General features: G+C 40.2%; 11 protein-coding genes. 6 read left to right on the top strand and 5 right to left on the bottom strand.

Features of this window, described 5'->3' with window-relative positions:
• The 3 genes from ND2E_RS08785 to gbdR all read right to left on the bottom strand — a co-directional run bounded on the left by ND2E_RS08785 (nucleotide 1) and on the right by gbdR (nucleotide 4,464).
• Complete coding sequence (locus ND2E_RS08785) at nucleotides 1–987, bottom strand: dipeptidase (RefSeq protein WP_033094305.1); 987 nt, start codon at nucleotides 985–987, stop codon at nucleotides 1–3.
• A 448-nt stretch (nucleotides 988–1,435) separates the two neighbouring features.
• Nucleotides 1,436–3,328 carry a hypothetical protein gene (locus ND2E_RS08790; protein WP_150113757.1) on the bottom strand — a complete coding sequence of 631 codons (1,893 nt, stop codon included), beginning with the start codon at nucleotides 3,326–3,328 and terminating at the stop codon, nucleotides 1,436–1,438.
• Nucleotides 3,329–3,408: 80 nt separating this feature from the next.
• Nucleotides 3,409–4,464 (bottom strand): choline metabolism transcriptional regulator GbdR, encoded by a 1,056-nt coding sequence (gbdR, locus tag ND2E_RS08795; RefSeq protein ID WP_033094303.1) that lies wholly within the window; start codon nucleotides 4,462–4,464, stop codon nucleotides 3,409–3,411.
• A 451-nt stretch (nucleotides 4,465–4,915) separates the two neighbouring features.
• Here gbdR and ND2E_RS08800 point away from each other — a divergent pair, with 451 nt between their 5' ends.
• The 5 genes from ND2E_RS08800 (at nucleotide 4,916) to ND2E_RS08820 (ending at nucleotide 11,065) form a co-directional block, all read left to right on the top strand.
• Nucleotides 4,916–5,407, top strand: coding sequence for a formate dehydrogenase subunit gamma (locus ND2E_RS08800; protein ID WP_033094302.1), 492 nt, complete (start codon nucleotides 4,916–4,918; stop codon nucleotides 5,405–5,407).
• Nucleotides 5,404–7,017 (top strand): formate dehydrogenase beta subunit, encoded by a 1,614-nt coding sequence (locus ND2E_RS08805; protein ID WP_052056622.1) that lies wholly within the window; start codon nucleotides 5,404–5,406, stop codon nucleotides 7,015–7,017. Before ND2E_RS08800 ends, ND2E_RS08805 begins: the two co-directional genes overlap by 4 nt.
• Before the next feature lies 1 nt (nucleotide 7,018).
• Nucleotides 7,019–9,919, top strand: a complete 2,901-nt coding sequence (fdhF, locus tag ND2E_RS08810) for a formate dehydrogenase subunit alpha (protein WP_033094301.1) — start codon at nucleotides 7,019–7,021, stop codon at nucleotides 9,917–9,919.
• On the top strand, nucleotides 9,906–10,757 hold the full coding sequence (gene fdhD / locus ND2E_RS08815) for a formate dehydrogenase accessory sulfurtransferase FdhD (protein WP_052056620.1): 852 nt from the start codon (nucleotides 9,906–9,908) through the stop codon (nucleotides 10,755–10,757). The genes fdhF and fdhD overlap by 14 nt, the downstream gene beginning before the upstream one ends.
• An 83-nt stretch (nucleotides 10,758–10,840) precedes the next feature.
• The gene (locus ND2E_RS08820) at nucleotides 10,841–11,065 is read left to right on the top strand and encodes a formate dehydrogenase subunit delta (protein WP_033094299.1); all 225 of its coding nucleotides are present in this window, start codon (nucleotides 10,841–10,843) and stop codon (nucleotides 11,063–11,065) included.
• A 557-nt stretch (nucleotides 11,066–11,622) separates the two neighbouring features.
• On the opposite strand, the gene ND2E_RS08825 is transcribed toward ND2E_RS08820, so the two are convergent.
• Together ND2E_RS08825 and ND2E_RS08830 are read right to left on the bottom strand one after the other, a co-directional pair.
• On the bottom strand, nucleotides 11,623–13,215 hold the full coding sequence (locus tag ND2E_RS08825; RefSeq protein ID WP_033094298.1) for a BCCT family transporter: 1,593 nt from the start codon (nucleotides 13,213–13,215) through the stop codon (nucleotides 11,623–11,625).
• A gap of 859 nt (nucleotides 13,216–14,074) precedes the next feature.
• Entirely contained in the window at nucleotides 14,075–15,352 is a 1,278-nt protein-coding gene (locus ND2E_RS08830) for an aromatic ring-hydroxylating oxygenase subunit alpha (RefSeq protein WP_052056618.1), read from the bottom strand.
• A 517-nt stretch (nucleotides 15,353–15,869) separates the two neighbouring features.
• Between ND2E_RS08830 and ND2E_RS08835 the strand changes: the two genes are divergently transcribed.
• Nucleotides 15,870–16,967, top strand: a complete 1,098-nt coding sequence (locus ND2E_RS08835) for a hybrid-cluster NAD(P)-dependent oxidoreductase (protein ID WP_033094297.1) — start codon at nucleotides 15,870–15,872, stop codon at nucleotides 16,965–16,967.
• The last annotated feature ends 288 nt before the right edge of the window (nucleotides 16,968–17,255 follow it).

Raw genomic sequence — 17,255 nt, 5'->3', positions numbered from 1 at the left:
CTATTCTCCCCAGACGTCTTTTAGAACGCGAACCCAGTTCTCGCCCATGATTTTTTTAATTTTAGATTCAGACCAGCCATGCTTTAACATAGTAGCGGTCAGGTTAGGAAATTCACCTAAGGTACGAATGCCCTCAGGATTTATTATTTTGCCAAAGTTGGTTAAGTTACGCGCATAACCCTTATCATGAGTCAGCATATCGAAGAACGCTTGATCATGGCCTTGAGTAAAATCTGTACCAATGCCAACACAGTCTTCCCCAGCAATATTGATGACATAATCTATCGCTTCAACATAGTCATCAACCGTAGAGTCAATGCCATTTTTTAAGAAAGGTGCAAACATAGTTACGCCAATAAAACCGCCATGTTCGGCAATAAAACGTAACTCTTCATCTTTTTTATTGCGCGGATGTTCTTTTAGCCCGTAAGGTAAACAGTGTGAATAACACACTGGTTTAGTTGATGCTAAAATAACTTCTTCTGAGGTTTTTGGACCAACATGTGATAAATCACACATAATGCCAACGCGGTTCATTTCAGCGACGATTTCACGGCCAAAGCCAGATAATCCACCATCGCGTTCATAACAACCTGTACCAACAAGGTTTTGCGTGTTGTAGGCCATTTGAACAATGCCAACACCCAGTTTTTTGAATATTTCGACATAGCCAATTTTATCTTCAAAAGCATTGGCATTTTGAAAACCTAAAATAATGCCAGTTTTACCCTGCTCTTTTGCTTTAGCTATATCTGCAGTTGTATGCACAGGCATTATCAAATCACTGTTATCACAAAAGAATTGATTAAACTCGGTGATGTTGTCGATGGTGTCTTTAAATCCTTCCCACACTGATACGGTACAGTTGGCAGCCGTTAAGCCACCTTTAGCCATGTCTTCAAATAAATCTCGGTTCCATTTTGCGATGACTAAACCGTCGAAAATAGTTGAGCTTTCATGTAACGCTAAAGCTTGATCTGTATTCATTAAATTAACCTCATTAATGCTGTGAGATCTTTACTGATCAATCACAGGCAAATTTAAATTAAAGTCAGTCTAACAAAGGCAAATAGCGTGGTTTGGGAGAATGCGACACCTACCATACTAAAAACGGCGTAGATGTCGTGAATTGGATAGCTAAAAAACGACTTAGAATGCACAGATATCCAACATCAAGCAAGCTGTCGGTTTCAGCTATTTAGCAGAGTTTTCATTCGAAGCTTTATAATGAGTTATTGATTATTAGCAGGATGCTAACGAAGCTTCCTTCGGCATTATTTCAGTCGGGACTTCCTGTCCCTAGCGTATAAAAGGCTCCCTTTATCAGCATATTCATGTCGAATGATTATATATTGACAAGGTTTAAAAACGTTCATTTGTGTTAAAGATTCGGTGTATAAATCAAACAGGGTAAAGTATTTTTTCGACGTCGGAATTATACATGCTCTCGATATAAAGCTAATGTTTTACGCCAAGCAAACTTAACCTCGGGGATCATCAAAGGAGAGCGCGGCTCAAAAACATTACTTGATTGTTCTCCTTGCTCATTTTCATGATAATAATCAAGGACGTTTTGTTTATCCATGCCATAGGTTTGATGCATAAAGTCGAGTTCTTTCTCCCCTAAACAAATGCCGTAATAACGATGGATCGCTTGGGCAATTTGCTCGGACGCCTTCACCATATCTTTTTGTACTTCTTTCGCTACCGACTCACCCCACCCCACTTTCGTGGTGGTACTCAAACCAGGCTCGAAGCTACCTAAATCAACAGAATTAGAAGAGTATATCGCTCGTTGAACTTCAGGTAGGCTTATAAAAACACAGGGGTTTAATGCTAAAGCTAAGTCTATAGCCAATTGTTTCGCTGCACGTACCTGTTGATTACTTACCTGCCAATTACTTTGTTCTTTGCGCCTTCTTAGCCCCTTTGACAAGATACTTTGACTATCAAAGTGATGGGCAATTTTTTTGACCACCGTGATTTTATCCGCATCCGTTAACTGTATATGACGTTCGATAATGTGTAAGCCCTGCTTACCAGTGACCGATACTTTGGTGTTAGCATCAGCATATTTAAGATTTATGCGTTGCCAACTCTTAATGTCTTTTAAGAAATCTGCATGTTCATTGATCACCATAGCACTACTTCGATAGGCTTGTTGATATAGATCCAACGCTTTAAGTAGTACACTATGATTAAGCTTTAGCGCACGCATATCAACGTTTTCACGCTTTTTCACTAACTCAATGTCAGCACAAATATTCCGGCAAAGTCCATCCAAGGTATCAAGGCAAATTTGTAATAAATCACGGCTGGGTAGGCGCTCGGCAACCGTTGAATAATCAAGCAAATTACTGTCACTTAAGAAGTTTGCTAACGCTAAAAGTTGACTATAACCGCGAGCTCGGGCAATACGATATTTGGAGCGTTCTTTTTCCAACTTATCAGTAGCATTCATCAATTGCGATGAGCCAACGCAGTTAACCACTAGCATAGGAATGCGTCGGCCAGACAACAATTCAAACGCTAAGGTTAGAACCTCTTCTACATCACTTAACCCCATGATGTCTTCGTTATCTTCTTCAATAGCTGAAAATATTCGTTCAATGAAAAAGGGTTCTCGCTCAACACCACTTCGCAAGGTATTCTTATTACCTTGTAGTCGTTGCTCTAATAACCTGGCCAAGCGTGGACGATCTTGCTCTAAGCTCACCAAAGCAGCAGAAATTTCTGTAGAAAGCTCTTGGTTTATATCATGAATACGACTGTACATTCCTGCACGCCAGTAAACTTCAATATTAGCAACAGCTTGCGCAATCACAGGGGAATCAATGATGCTATTTACCGCAAGTGTTAACCATTGCGGACCAAGGTCTGACTTTTGTAACAAAATACGCGCCGATTCATAGCGCCGAGATTCAGGCTCCATGCGGCTTAGGGTAAGATCTCTGACCGAGAGGATGAAATCAGGCATGCTGCCAATAACCAGCAACAACTGTTCTTTAGCATCTTCAAGCACTTGCCCTTTTGTCGCTTTATAGATGAATTTGACTAAAACGGCTATCAGTCCCATTAATACCGTATAACCGACAAAAAATATCAAGTTTTCATTTGGCAACCAAGTACCAAAGCCCAGATAATATCCGCCTTGAGCCGCTAAGAAAGTTACCGGACCCGCAGTCCAGCCAACTTCTGCGAGACTCCATAAGGAAGACTTACCTACACCAGATTGCGCCATGCGGTCAATACGGCGTTGGCCACTCTGTTGGATTTGTAAATGATTTTTTTCTGAGATTTCAGAAGTTAACATAGAGGATAATTTCATATCGCCTAGTATGCATAAATTCAGCTATATTGATACCGTTTAGCTTCGATTCTAAACGGTATCTTTAAGTATTTTATTGCCTAATGATGTTGCTGATGCTGAATTTTAACTGATCCCAAACTGGACTCATTACTGGCAGCAAATTGTTTGTTTTTAGCCAAAATGTTACGTTCATCTCGAGGCGGGATATTAAATGAATTACGGTAACATTTACTAAAATGTGGCGTAGAAACAAAACCACAGGCTATGGCGATTTCAATAATAGACATATTGGTTTGCTTTAATAGCTGACGTGCTTTACCTAATCGCAACTGTAAGTAGTAACGATGTGGCGAGCAGTCAAGATATTTTTGAAACAGTCGCTCCAATTGACGTCGAGATAAATCAACAAAACTGGCTAATTCATCTAGGCACAATATTTCTTCAATATTTGCTTCCATTAAGGCGACTACATCTTGCAATTTCGACTGAGTAGCACCAACAATATGTTGCAGTGGTATGCGTTGCTGGTCATTTTCATCACGAATGTTTTCATGGGAGAACATGTCTGAAATAGCCGTTGTTAATGCTTTACCATACTCTTTAGAAATTACTTGCAACATCATATCCATGGGTGCGGTACCACCTGAGCAAGTCATGCGATCTCGATCAAGCATAAATAGTTGATTTGAGCTTTTTACTAAGGGAAATTCTTCCTGGCAACTTGCCAGTAATTCCCAGTGAATGGTGCTTTGATAGCCATCTAACAAACCCGCTTTTGCTAATAAATAACTGCCTGTACAGATGCCACCTAGCATAATATTACAACGTGATAAATGAGTTAACCAGCTCAGTACTTTTCGAGTAACAGTGCCTTTTATATCAACACCACCACAAACTAAGACAGTATCAAATTCAACATAATTATTGATACCAGAATCAACCTCAACTCTTAAGCCATCACTGGCAGTAACAACACGCCCATCTTCACTCAGGATGGTCCAACGATATAAATTCTCTCCAGATAATTGATTGGCCATTCGCATTGGCTCAATTGCTGATGATAGTGCTAACATGGTAAAGTTGGGTTGTAATAGAAAACCAACGTGTTTACATTTAATTTGTCTCTGACTGCTATTTTGATTTATTGATGGCATGTTATTCATTCCTACTATTATTGCAGTTTTTATTATTATTGTAGTTTTGATTAAAAAACAGTGTGTCGATTTTCTTAATAACTTTACTTTTTCCTTTTTAAATCCAACAGGTAAAATTTACTATCTAGATATTGATACAGATCAAAAAGCCAGACTTTAATTAACAACAACCAGTGATATAAATCAATAAAAGCTGAAAGTTCAAAGTTTAAATCTACGGATACAATAGATTCACAGTACTTTAAAATCATCCCAATTACGACGCTATTCATGCCCATTAACGACATATTATGATAAGCAATTGATTTGACGTTCAAAAAACATACGATTTTTTAATGGTATTTACCAAGAACAAATGTCTCAATTAGCTATGAAGATGTCTTAATCGGCTATATTTAATATAATCACTTATTTGATAATGCTACTAATGTAAAATGCCCAGAGGATCATTATGACTGCTACCAACGAGCAAGGCCTGCAAAAAATTGCGACCATTATCGAGCAAAACCAAACATTGCCCGGCGCTATGTTACCCATATTACATGCCATTCAGAACGACTTGTCTTTTATTCCGTCCAATGCACTGCCTTTAATCGCCAAAGCTTTAAATGTATCTAAAGCTGAAGTTCATGGGGTGATTAGTTTTTACCATCATTTTCGTACTGAAGAACCAGGCGCTCATGTTATTGAAATCTGTCGGGGTGAATCATGCCAAGCCATGGGTTCACGTACATTAGAGGAAAATATCAAACAAAGTTTGTCAATTGATTACCATCAAACGAGTAAAGATAGACAATTTACTTTAGAGCCCGTTTATTGTTTGGGTAATTGTGCGTGCTCGCCAGCAATTCGAATTGGTGATGATATTCATGGTGAATTAGATCTACAAAAGTTTGAACAAATTATTAAATCGATAAATACTTATTCGTTGGAGTTAAAATGAATCACTCACTTTCCGATGACAGCTCATTGCCAATAACGTCACGAAAAATTTTTGTTTCTTTAGATACCACAGCTCGTTCTCGTGGCAGTGATAAAGTAGCAAAACAGGTTGAAAGTGTACTTAACGCACAACCAGAGCTAGCAGCAACTCTCGTAAGAAATGGCTCTCGCGGGATGTTCTGGTTAGAACCTCTATTAGAAATCAGTACACCAAAGGGCCGTGTTGCTTATGGTCCTGTGCAAGCGGAAGATGTTAACAACATCATTAATCAGCATTGTTTTGATGATATTAGTGAACACCCACTATGCCTTGGATTAACCGAAGAATTACCCTGGTTTAAATCTCAGCAGAGATTAACATTTGCCCGCGTAGGCATTATCGATCCCATTGATGTTGAAGATTATATTACTCATGGCGGCTTTGTCGGCTTAAGCAATGCCTTAAGCAAAACTTCACAACAATTAGTCGATGAAGTAAAAGAGTCTGGCTTACGAGGTCGTGGCGGCGCAGCATTTCCTACGGGAATAAAGTGGCAAACAGTATTGGATGAACCAGAACAGCAGAAATATATTGTTTGTAATGCTGATGAAGGTGATTCAGGTACTTTTGCCGACCGTATGTTAATGGAAGGTGATCCTTTAGTGCTAATAGAAGGCATGATAATAGCGGGCCTTAGCGTAGGAGCAGATCAAGGTTATATTTATTTACGCAGTGAATACCCACAAGCTCACAGCATTTTAAATCAAGCAATTGATAATGCAAAAACAGCCGGTTATCTAGGTGATAATATTTGTGGTAGTGAGCACAGTTTTCACCTAGAAGTCCGTTTAGGTGCTGGTGCGTATATTTGTGGTGAGGAAACTTCATTATTAGAAAGCCTTGAAGGCAAACGTGGCTTAGTGCGCGCTAAACCCCCATTACCTGCTATTGAAGGTTTATTTGGTCAACCTACTGTAGTAAATAACGTCATATCCCTCGCTTCTGTACCCTATATTTTAAGCCATGGTGGTGAGAGCTATCGTGACTTCGGCATGGGTCGCTCTCGTGGCACCCTACCCATTCAATTAGCAGGTAATATTGCCCAAGGTGGTTTAGTTGAATTAGCTTTTGGTATTTCGCTAAATGAGTTACTACAACAATATGGCAATGGCTGTAAAAGCAAACGGGCCATGCGCAGTGTGCAAGTCGGTGGACCTTTAGGTGCTTATTTACCAGAAGAACAATGGGATACAGCGCTTGATTATGAAGAGTTTTCCAGCATTGGTGCTGTGTTAGGTCATGGTGGTATTGTTGCTTTTGATGACACAGTCGATATGGCAGCACAAGCGCGTTTTGCCATGGAGTTTTGTGAAGTAGAATCGTGTGGTAAATGTACCCCATGCCGTATTGGCGCCGTACGCGGTGTCGAAGTTATTGATAAAATTACCGATGAAAAAAATGACCCGCAACAACGACAAGACAGCGTAGACTTATTACATGATCTATGTGACACCATGGAGTTCGGTTCTTTGTGTGCTATGGGCGGTATGACGCCATTTCCAGTACGCAGTGCACTGAAATTTTTCCCTGATGATTTTTTGCCACATCCGTCAACACAAAAGGCTCAATAAAATGATAACTTATTATGATCCCAAAACAGAGCCTGCTGTCAATCAACCAGCCGACCTTAGTAAAGACTTAGGCACCCCCCCTTCTAAGTCTACGTTACAAGTTAGTGTACAAATTGATGGTGTTGATATTGTCGTGCCTGAAGGAACCTCCGTTTTACGCGCCGCCGCTATTGCTGATATTAATATTCCCAAATTATGTGCGAGTGATAATTTAGAAGCCTTTGGCTCTTGTCGCTTGTGTGCAGTAGAAATTGAAGGCATGCGCGGTATGCCAGCTTCCTGTACTACTCCTGTAAGAGAAGGAATGAAGGTACAAACACAAAACCCGAAAATAGCAACATTGCGCCGTAATGTGATGGAACTTTACATTTCTGACCATCCATTAGATTGTCTTACCTGCCCTGCCAATGGCGACTGTGAGTTACAAGATATGGCAGGTGCCGTCGGTTTACGTGAGGTGCGCTATGGTTTTGAAGGAAAAAATCATCTTGACGGTGCAACTGATTCGTCAAACCCTTATTTCAGCTTTGATGATTCTAAATGTATTGCCTGTTCTCGCTGTGTCAGAGCCTGTGAAGAAGTACAAGGTACCTTTGCTTTAACCGTTGAAGGTAGAGGCTTTGATTCGCGTATAAGTACTGGCCAAGACAATAACTTTATCGAATCAGACTGTGTATCATGTGGTGCTTGTGTACAAGCTTGTCCTACAGCAACACTGACTGAGAAATCAGTTATAGATAATGGCCAACCGGACCATAGCATCATTACTACCTGTGCTTACTGTGGTGTAGGTTGTTCATTCCGTGCCGATATGCAAGGCGATAAAGTCATAAGAATGGTGCCAGATAAAAATGGTAAAGCAAACCAAGGACACTCTTGTGTTAAAGGCCGCTTTGCTTTTGGCTACGCAACGCATCAGGACAGAATAACGAGTCCAATGATACGCGATAATATCGAACAAGACTGGCGTGAAGTAAGCTGGGAAGAAGCTTTAGCCTTTGCAGCTAAACGCTTGAACGATATTCAAGATGAGCATGGCCGCAATAGTATAGGCGCGATAACCTCATCTCGCTGTACCAATGAAGAAACCTATTTGGTACAAAAACTAGTACGTGCTGTATTTCAAAATAATAATGTTGATACGTGTGCCCGAGTTTGTCATTCACCAACAGGTTATGGCCTAAAGGCTACGCTAAACGAGTCTGCAGGAACACAAACCTTTGAATCGGTAATGCAAGCTGATGTGGTACTCATTATTGGCGCTAACCCTACCGACGCGCATCCAGTCTTTGGTTCATTACTTAAAAGCCGTTTACGCCAAGGTGCTAAGTTAGTTGTTGCCGATCCGCGCAGCATCGACCTTATCGACAGCCCACATACTAAAGCACAACATCATCTTAAACTGCGCCCAGGCACTAATGTGGCATTAATTAACGCGCTCGCCCATGTCATTGTAGATGAAGGTTTGGAAGATGTTAATTTCATTCAAAGTCGTTGTGATGATGCTAGCTTCCAGCAATGGTATAAACATATTCAAGACCAGCGCCATTCACCTGAAAACACTATGGAAATCACGGGTGTCGACGCGACAGAACTACGCGCCGCTGCCAGATTGTATGCTAGCGGAGACAATGGCGCTATTTACTACGGTTTAGGTGTCACAGAACATTCTCAAGGCAGTTCATCTGTCATGGCCATTGCTAACTTAGCAATGGTTACCGGCAACATTGGCCGTGAAGGTGTTGGCGTTAATCCACTACGTGGCCAAAATAATGTGCAAGGCTCTTGTGATATGGGATCCTTTCCTCATGAGCTACCAGGATACCGCCATGTGAGCGATGAAAGCACACGTAACTTATTTGAACAAGAGTGGGACGTTTCATTAGATTGTGAGCCTGGCTTGCGTATTCCAAATATGTTCGAAGCTGCAATACACGGTGACTTTAAAGGTTTGTACTGCCAAGGCGAAGATATTGCCCAATCAGATCCAAACACCCAGCATGTACAAAAAGCCTTAAGCGCAATGAAGTGTATTATTGTGCAAGATATCTTCCTTAATGAGACGGCAAAATACGCCCATGTATTTTTACCAGGCTCATCATTTATGGAAAAAAATGGTACTTTTACTAATGCTGAGCGACGCATTTCTCGCGTACGAAAACTGATGCCAGCTCTAGCAGGTATGGAAGATTGGCAAGTGACAGTTGCTCTTGCCAAAGTACTCGGTTATGAAATGGATTACGATCATCCCAGTGAGATAATGGATGAAATTGCCCGCTTAACACCAACATTTGCGGGTGTCAGTTATGAAAGATTAGAGCAACTTGGTTCTATTCAATGGCCATGTAATGAAAAAACACCACTCGGTACGCCAATTATGCACACCGAAGATTTTGTGGGCGAAAAAGGCAAGTTTGCTATTACTGAGTATGTCGCTACCCCTGAAAAAGCGAATAAGCATTTTCCGTTGTTATTGACTACAGGTCGAATATTAAGCCAATACAATGTCGGAGCACAAACAAGACGTACCGAAAACCAAGTTTGGCATGATGAAGACGTATTAGAAATTCACCCGAATGATGCTGAAGATCGTGGACTCAGTGATGGCGACTGGGTCGGTATTGCCAGTCGCGCAGGTACAACGGCATTGCGCGCCCTCATTAGCCAACGTGTTCAACCTGGCGTGGTTTATACTACTTTCCATCATCCGTTAAGTGGCGCCAATGTGGTCACCACTGACAATTCGGATTGGGCAACTAACTGTCCTGAATATAAGGTAACAGCGGTGCAAGCAACGAAAGTTGATGAGCCGTCCAAATGGCAAGCAGAATATGCCCAATTCAGTCAGCGACAAGCGAAGTACTTAAAAAATAAAAATGGGGGGGACGTTGTTAAAACATAATATCATGGCAGCTGATACTGACGTTGATGTGCCTTCAGTACAACAACGTCAAGTGCTGCGCTATACCAATGACGCCCTAACAACAGCGATGGATGACATCGCTGAGGAGACGGCTATTGCCCTGGTTTATAACGGTATTTCTCATGTAGTAATGATGAGTACTCCTAAGGATTTGTACGACTTGGCAATCGGCTTTAGTTTAAGCGAGAAAATTGTCGATGACGCTAATGAAATACTCGATATTAGTGCGACTAAACAAGCATTAGGCATTGAAGTAAATATCACGGTATCTAATCGAGCAGTTTGGCGTTTAAAGCAACAAAGACGCAATATGACAGGTCGCACCGGCTGTGGTTTGTGTGGCGCAGAGTCATTACAACAGGCGATGAAAAACCAGCAGAGCACGGTAGCTGATGAGAAAAAGAACAAGCAAGCTCCTCGCGAATTAAGTGAGTTAACTAATTTAGCAATACAAAAAGCAGTGTTGGACTTGCAAGCGCACCAACCATTACAACAAATGACGGGGGCTGTGCATGCTGCTGCTTGGTGTGATGAAAATGGCGACATTCAACTTATTCGCGAAGATATTGGCCGACACAATGCATTAGACAAACTCATTGGCGCACTTAATGCGACAAATATTGTTATTAACCATAGCAGCTTTTTGCTCATTTCTAGCCGTGCGAGCTATGAAATGATAAGCAAAGCACATGTTGCCGGTATCAGTTTGTTGGTAGCTGTTTCTGCGCCAACCGCTTTAGCCATAAACATAGCAAAAAACACAGGTATGACATTAGTAGGCTTTGCCCGTAACGGTCGTCATACCATTTACAGTTAAACTATTTACAAATAAATTGGTTTCAATAAGATTAATGACAGTGAAACTAATTACGGTAAAACCAAGAAGCAAGAGAGCAGCATATGTCAGATGATCGTTTAAAATATGTGGTAGATATGGCCAATCAAATTGCGCTTAATTTATTACATGGTAAAGAACAACAACAATGTGTAACTGAGATCAGCCATCACATCAATCGTTTTTGGGCGCCAAGTATGCGTGCACAACTCGCCGAAGCGGCAGACAATGATAATTACCAACTCGAAGCTATGGTTATTTTGGCGCTTAAGGAAATAAAAAACGATTAAATACCGACTACAAAATGACGATGTCTATCGTCATTTTGTAGTCAAACTTCCAACACCTATTCTCAAACGTAAGACCTAGCTAAAGAACTGTCATCACTGCCCCCGAGTCAACATAGATAATAAGTCCACACTCCTAGAAAGCCCCTCTTAATATATTCAGGCATTTAAGCGCCAATAAATAGTTCACCCTAACTCAACATAGCGTCTGATGGTAATAACGACTTAATAGCGGCTAACCTCGAAAAAGCTTTTTTTAACTGCACAAGTACATTTGAAAAACAACACACTTACTATTAATGTCTATAAAGGTGCATTGACCTCAAAATTCATAGTGCATTAGAGCAAAGAACCTGGCTTGTGACTAAAAATAATTAACAATTAAAAACTAGATTAGCGAGAATAGTAAACTACCTTTTTACTGCCAAATAAAAAGCATAGATGGCCATGACTGTATCTGATTTAACAACTAACTAATGCGATACAAATTCAATGGGTAAAAAAAAACCAGAACGATAAGACGTTCTGGTTTTTTAGTTAATAAGGGTTGCGAGTTTACACTAGCTAGCGACAGCCTTAGCTGAAGTGTACACTGCAGGCGCTAAATTCTCTTGCCTTAGTGACCTCATCAAGCCCCATACCATTATTATCATAACAAATGAGAAAGGTAACGCAGCCGTTATCGAAGCGGTTTGCAACGCTTTCAATCCGCCTACCATCAACAAGATGGCTGCAACTGCACCTTCACCTAAGCCCCACAATACTCGATGAGTAACAGGTGGGTTTTCATCACCCATTGATAAAATAGTGGTAACCACTAACGTACCTGAATCTGATGAAGTGATAAAGTAAGTCGCAATGAGTAATGTTGCCATAAATGCTGCAATAGTGCCTATGAAACCAGCATCAAGTTTGTCTAATGTCACATACAGTGCTGACGTTACATCGGCCTTAACTGCATCAACAATACCCGCCTGACCCACAGCAGCAACCAGCTCGCCCGCTTCGTTGGTTATTTGGTGAAATAGTTCCAGATAGATAGCCGTTCCACCAAAAAGAGTTAACCAAATAAAACCTAACATCGTTGGTACTAACAATACGCCAACAATAAATTCACGAATAGTACGACCTTTAGAGATACGCGCAATAAACATACCTACAAATGGTGCCCAAGCCATCCACCAACCCCAGTAAAATGCAGTCCACCAAGATTGCCATTGGCTACCTTCATTAGCATCGGTCCAGGTACTAAGTGATAAGACATTACCTAAGTAATCACCTGTGCTTTGCAATACGCTGCCCAATAAATAACGAGTCGGACCAAAACAAAGTAAAAATACCAAAATACCAATCGTTAGCCACATATTAACTTCTGATAAGATTTTTACCCCCTTACCCACACCTGATACGACTGATAGGGTTGCAATAACAGAGATAACGGCAATAAGTATCATTTGATTACTAAGTGAAACTTCCATTCCAAACATAGTATTTAGGCCAGTATTCATTTGAGTTACGCCTAGACCTAACGATGTTGCAACACCAAAAACGGTACCAAATACAGCAAGTACGTCTACCGCGTGTCCAACAGGCCCATACATTTTGTCACCGATCAAAGGATAAAGCGCAGAGCGAATAGTCAAAGGTAGTTTTTTTCTATACGAGAAATAAGATAGCGATAAACCAACAATTACATAAATTGCCCACGGGTGAAGCCCCCAATGGAAAAAGGTTAAACGCATTGCTACTTGTGCCGCTTCCGCCGTTAATCCTTCAGTTATAAAGGGATTACTTTGAAAGTGGTATATAGGCTCTGCAATAGACCAAAATACTAGACCAATACCCATTCCGGCGCTAAACAACATAGCAAACCAGGAAAAGTTACTGTATTCAGGTCTTGAGTCATCATCACCTAAACGTAAGTTACCGTAGCGACTAAATGCCAGCCAAATACAGAAGAACAAAAATATTGCTACAATGCCAATGTAATACCATTTAAGGTATGCCAATATCCAACCAGATACCGCTGTAAATAACGCAGCTGATTGTTCAGTGAAAAACACACCGCCCAAGACAAACAGCGTAATTATAGCCATTGATACAAGTGTTGTAACTGGATTCATGCCTTTTAACAGACCATGATTCGCTACCATGAGAAACCACCTTTTTTTTAGTTGTTATAAGTAAAAGTATAGATTTCTATAAACTGCTAATTTAACGAGCAGTTTATAAGCATCTAGATAAAATTTACATTTATTATTCATAAGTGCCTGAGTTTAAATCCTCCTACTCTTAAAATAAATTTATTGTCAAGTTAATCAAAAAAATCAACTTATCCCATTAAGTCAGAGTTGATTTAGATCAAGGTATCTAAACGCGACACAGAAATAACATGTACCGACTTATCGCGGTTCCATATGAAGTTGAAGATTTCAGTGAAAATTATAAACGCCTTCAGTTAGGGCTCTAAATCCTTGCTAAGTGAGTAATATTCCCAAACCACCTGCAGGTGCAGGTTTTAGCTGGAATGATAAATTCCTTCAGACAAGGTCTTGCTTGAGGAGAATAGTGATTATAATGCCGACACCAATAACGCAGCATAAAGCTTTATTAAAGCAGCTCTTCGGGGAACTGTGAGCAAACCATGATCTTCGTTTCCTCCTTTTTAAGGACGCTACATGAATGTCGTTTATTAAAGAATGTAGACGGTACCGAAAGTACCTTATAAGATAATGCAAGAGCAATTATCCTGAGCATATTCTCCTGCCCCCCCCTTAATAAAAAAACGCCTTACTCATGAGCTCCTTATTTTCCCTAAAAAACACATCTTCAAATGGCTTGGTAACATAAGAGTGCTACCACAATAACCCGTTGAAATTGCACAAAATTAAGACATAAAAAAACCAGTGACACCTATCACTGGTTTCGAAGTAAGCCATAAATTAACACCATGGCATGGTTGGAATAACCGCTTGTTATTTGAAAACAGCTCTATTCCCTATTGTTTTTACTTTATTCAGAGGATGCTTTAATGTTTTTTTGCATCGTATCACTGAACCAGTCAATGAAGTTAACCACACCAAACTCAAAGGTTGTTGAGTAAGGTCCTGGCTGATATGCAGCAGAGTTTATTCCCTTCTGATTGTTCTCAGCTAACGTTCTATCTTGCACATTAGTTGCATCCCAGACTTGACGTAAATGAGCAACATCATAATCAACCCCCTCGACTGCATCTTTATGAACTAACCATTTAGTCGTTACTTGTGTTTTTTGTGGCCCCAATGGTATCACTTGAAAGGCAATAACATGGTCCCCCATCGCATGACTCCAAGAGTTAGGCAGATGCAAAATGCGCATTGATCCCAAATCTGGGTTTTGAATACGGCCCATTAACTTTTTACAACCAGCATTACCATCAATTGTCATTGACACGGTACCTTCAAGTAACGGCATTCTAACAATGCGATTACGTAGGCCATGCCCATGAGATACATGCTTATAAGGAATACCTTCTTCTTCCCACATTGCTTGTTTAGCAGCTACCTGAGCCTTAAATTCATCACTAGCCCTTGGATCTTCCGTGTCATCCCACTCTAATAACGTATTTAATAATTCTGGGTGATTTCCGCTACAGTGATAACATTCACGGTTGTTTTCAATCACTAATTTCCAGTTTGCATCTTCAACTAGAGTACTTTCGACGGCAACCTTACAGTTATCTAAATCATAAGGTTCTAGATAATGGGTTAAATCATCGAAAAACCCATCGATATCAGTAGGGTTTTCACTCAAAGAAACAAAAATATAACCACCAGCAACACGACAATTCACTTTGTGCAGACCATAATCATTCTTATCGAAATCATCGCCCATTTCAGTACCTGCAAAAAGTAAATCACCATCTAATTCATAGGTCCATTGATGATAAGGACATACTAGTTTTGGTACCTTTCCTTGTTTCACTAAACAAATTTTAGAACCGCGGTGACGACAAGTATTATGAAATGCGCGTACTTCACCATTTTGATCTCTAATAACCGTAATTGGGTTATCACCAATATCTAGAGTGATAAAATTACCATTGTCTGGGATCTCACCAGTGACGCCGACAAACAACCATTCCTTGTAAAAAATTTGTTCCATTTCGACTTGATATACATCTGCGTCGTTATAAAACGCCTGAGGTAAAGAAAAGGTTATAGGGTGTTTTTCTAAAGTATCCGCAACGCTCTTCGCCAACTTATTCGGTGAAGTAACCAGTAAATTTTCGTGTTCGTGTGAGCAAGACATAAGTAATTCCTCTGTTCTATTATATTCGACAATCTAGATGTCACTTTTTATTTAGGTCATGAACAACTTTTGCCTGCTAAGTGTTCATATTATTTGTTGTTAGATATTGAGTCTCACAGCGTGAATCGGTTTATCTAAAAACGACCAAAAAGGTAATTAATACCGACCCAAAAAAGTGATTTCTTACAGAAGTTGATCTAAATCAATAAATATAGCCATTCCTCATCAATGTGAAGATTTTCGGCTGGAAAGAGAAATGCTTTTGCACTAGATATCGACTGACGTTGCAAGATATTTCCTGTCACGTCATTACAAAATCAGAAATAAAATAAAAAAGGTATTTAAATCAACTATGCTGATATGCCTGAGACCTCATTACTTATAGCGATTTAATTCTGATACTCAATGAAAGGAATCTCAATATGGCAAAAAAAACTACATCAATGTCGCTTTTAGTTAAGTGGCGAATAAGCACTTAGCGCATCGTATTGCCATAACTATAATATTGGATGCACTTATGACAAATACCTCCCAGCACTCCGTTAACACCCAAACATGGACCAATGGACGTCACAATGTTCAATGCGTCAAAGTGATTGACGAAACCATTGATGCACGTACTTATTGCTTTACTAGCTCAGAGCCTGTAATGCACTTTTTCAAACCTGGCCAATTTGTGACACTAGAATTAGAAATTGACGGAGTTCAAGTATTACGTAGTTACACGATTTCATCCTCTCCTTCAGTGCCATATAGCTTTTCTATTACGGTAAAAAGAATGCCAGGAGGTCAGGTATCAAACTGGCTACATGACAACCTTAAACAAGGTGATCAAATCGCGGTGCATGGCCCGGTAGGCATATTCAACTGTATCGATATTGCTGCCGAAAAAGTTTTATTACTCTCTGGCGGTGTAGGGATAACACCAGTGATGTCAATGGCTCGTTGGTGGTTCGACACTAACGGTGATGTGGATATGATTTTTGCCCACAGTGCCCGTACTCCTAAAGACATTATATATCGTCGTGAACTTGAGTATATGGATTCAAGAATAACTAACTTTAATCTCAACTTTATTTGTGAGAAATATGATATTGGCGATAGCTGGAGTGGCTATAGCGGTTTCTTCGATGAACAAAAACTTAGAATGATAGCCCCTGACTTTATGGATCGCACTGTTTATTGCTGCGGACCAACACCTTACATGACTGCGGTCAAAAAGATGTTAGAAAGAATTGGCTTTGACATGGCCAATTACCATGAAGAAAGCTTTGGTGCGCCACCAGAAGAAGCAAAACTCGATGCAGAACAACAAATGGAAGATGCTGCGGGCGAGTCGATCAATGATGAGACATTAATCGAAGTCGCCTTTAGCAAAACCGGTAAATCAGTCAAGATACAACCAGGAGGCACTGTACACCTAGCTGCCTCTAAGGTTGGTCTTCACATACCTAAAGCGTGTGGTATGGGCATATGTGGTACTTGTAAAGTTAAAAAAATCGACGGGGAAGTTGTTATGTCACATAACGGTGGCATTACCGACGAAGATGTCGCTGATGGTTACATATTAAGTTGCTGTAGTGTTCCTCAAGGGGATGTTTCGGTTGAATATTAATATCCAAAAATGTAATGAGCCCAGTAATTAATAGGGGTTACAAACGATTGAAGATGATGTTTTAGTTTAAATATCATCTTTTTTTTTATGTCGTAAATAGATGTGATAAAGACGTTAGCAGAATGGTTAGCCATTATTTAGCAAGCTACTATCGACTCAATCCCAAACAAAAAAAACGACGGCAAATTGAGCCGCGGAGAAAGCACATGTTTTATAAAAATGATCAAATAGCCGGTTTCGACGACAGTATTTGGCAAGCCATGGGTCAAGAAGATAGCCGTCAACAAG

Source organism: Colwellia psychrerythraea (assembly GCF_000764225.1).
In the GTDB taxonomy this organism is placed as follows: Bacteria; Pseudomonadota; Gammaproteobacteria; order Enterobacterales; family Alteromonadaceae; genus Colwellia; species Colwellia psychrerythraea_D.
This window is presented reverse-complemented; position numbering and strand designations above follow the sequence as displayed.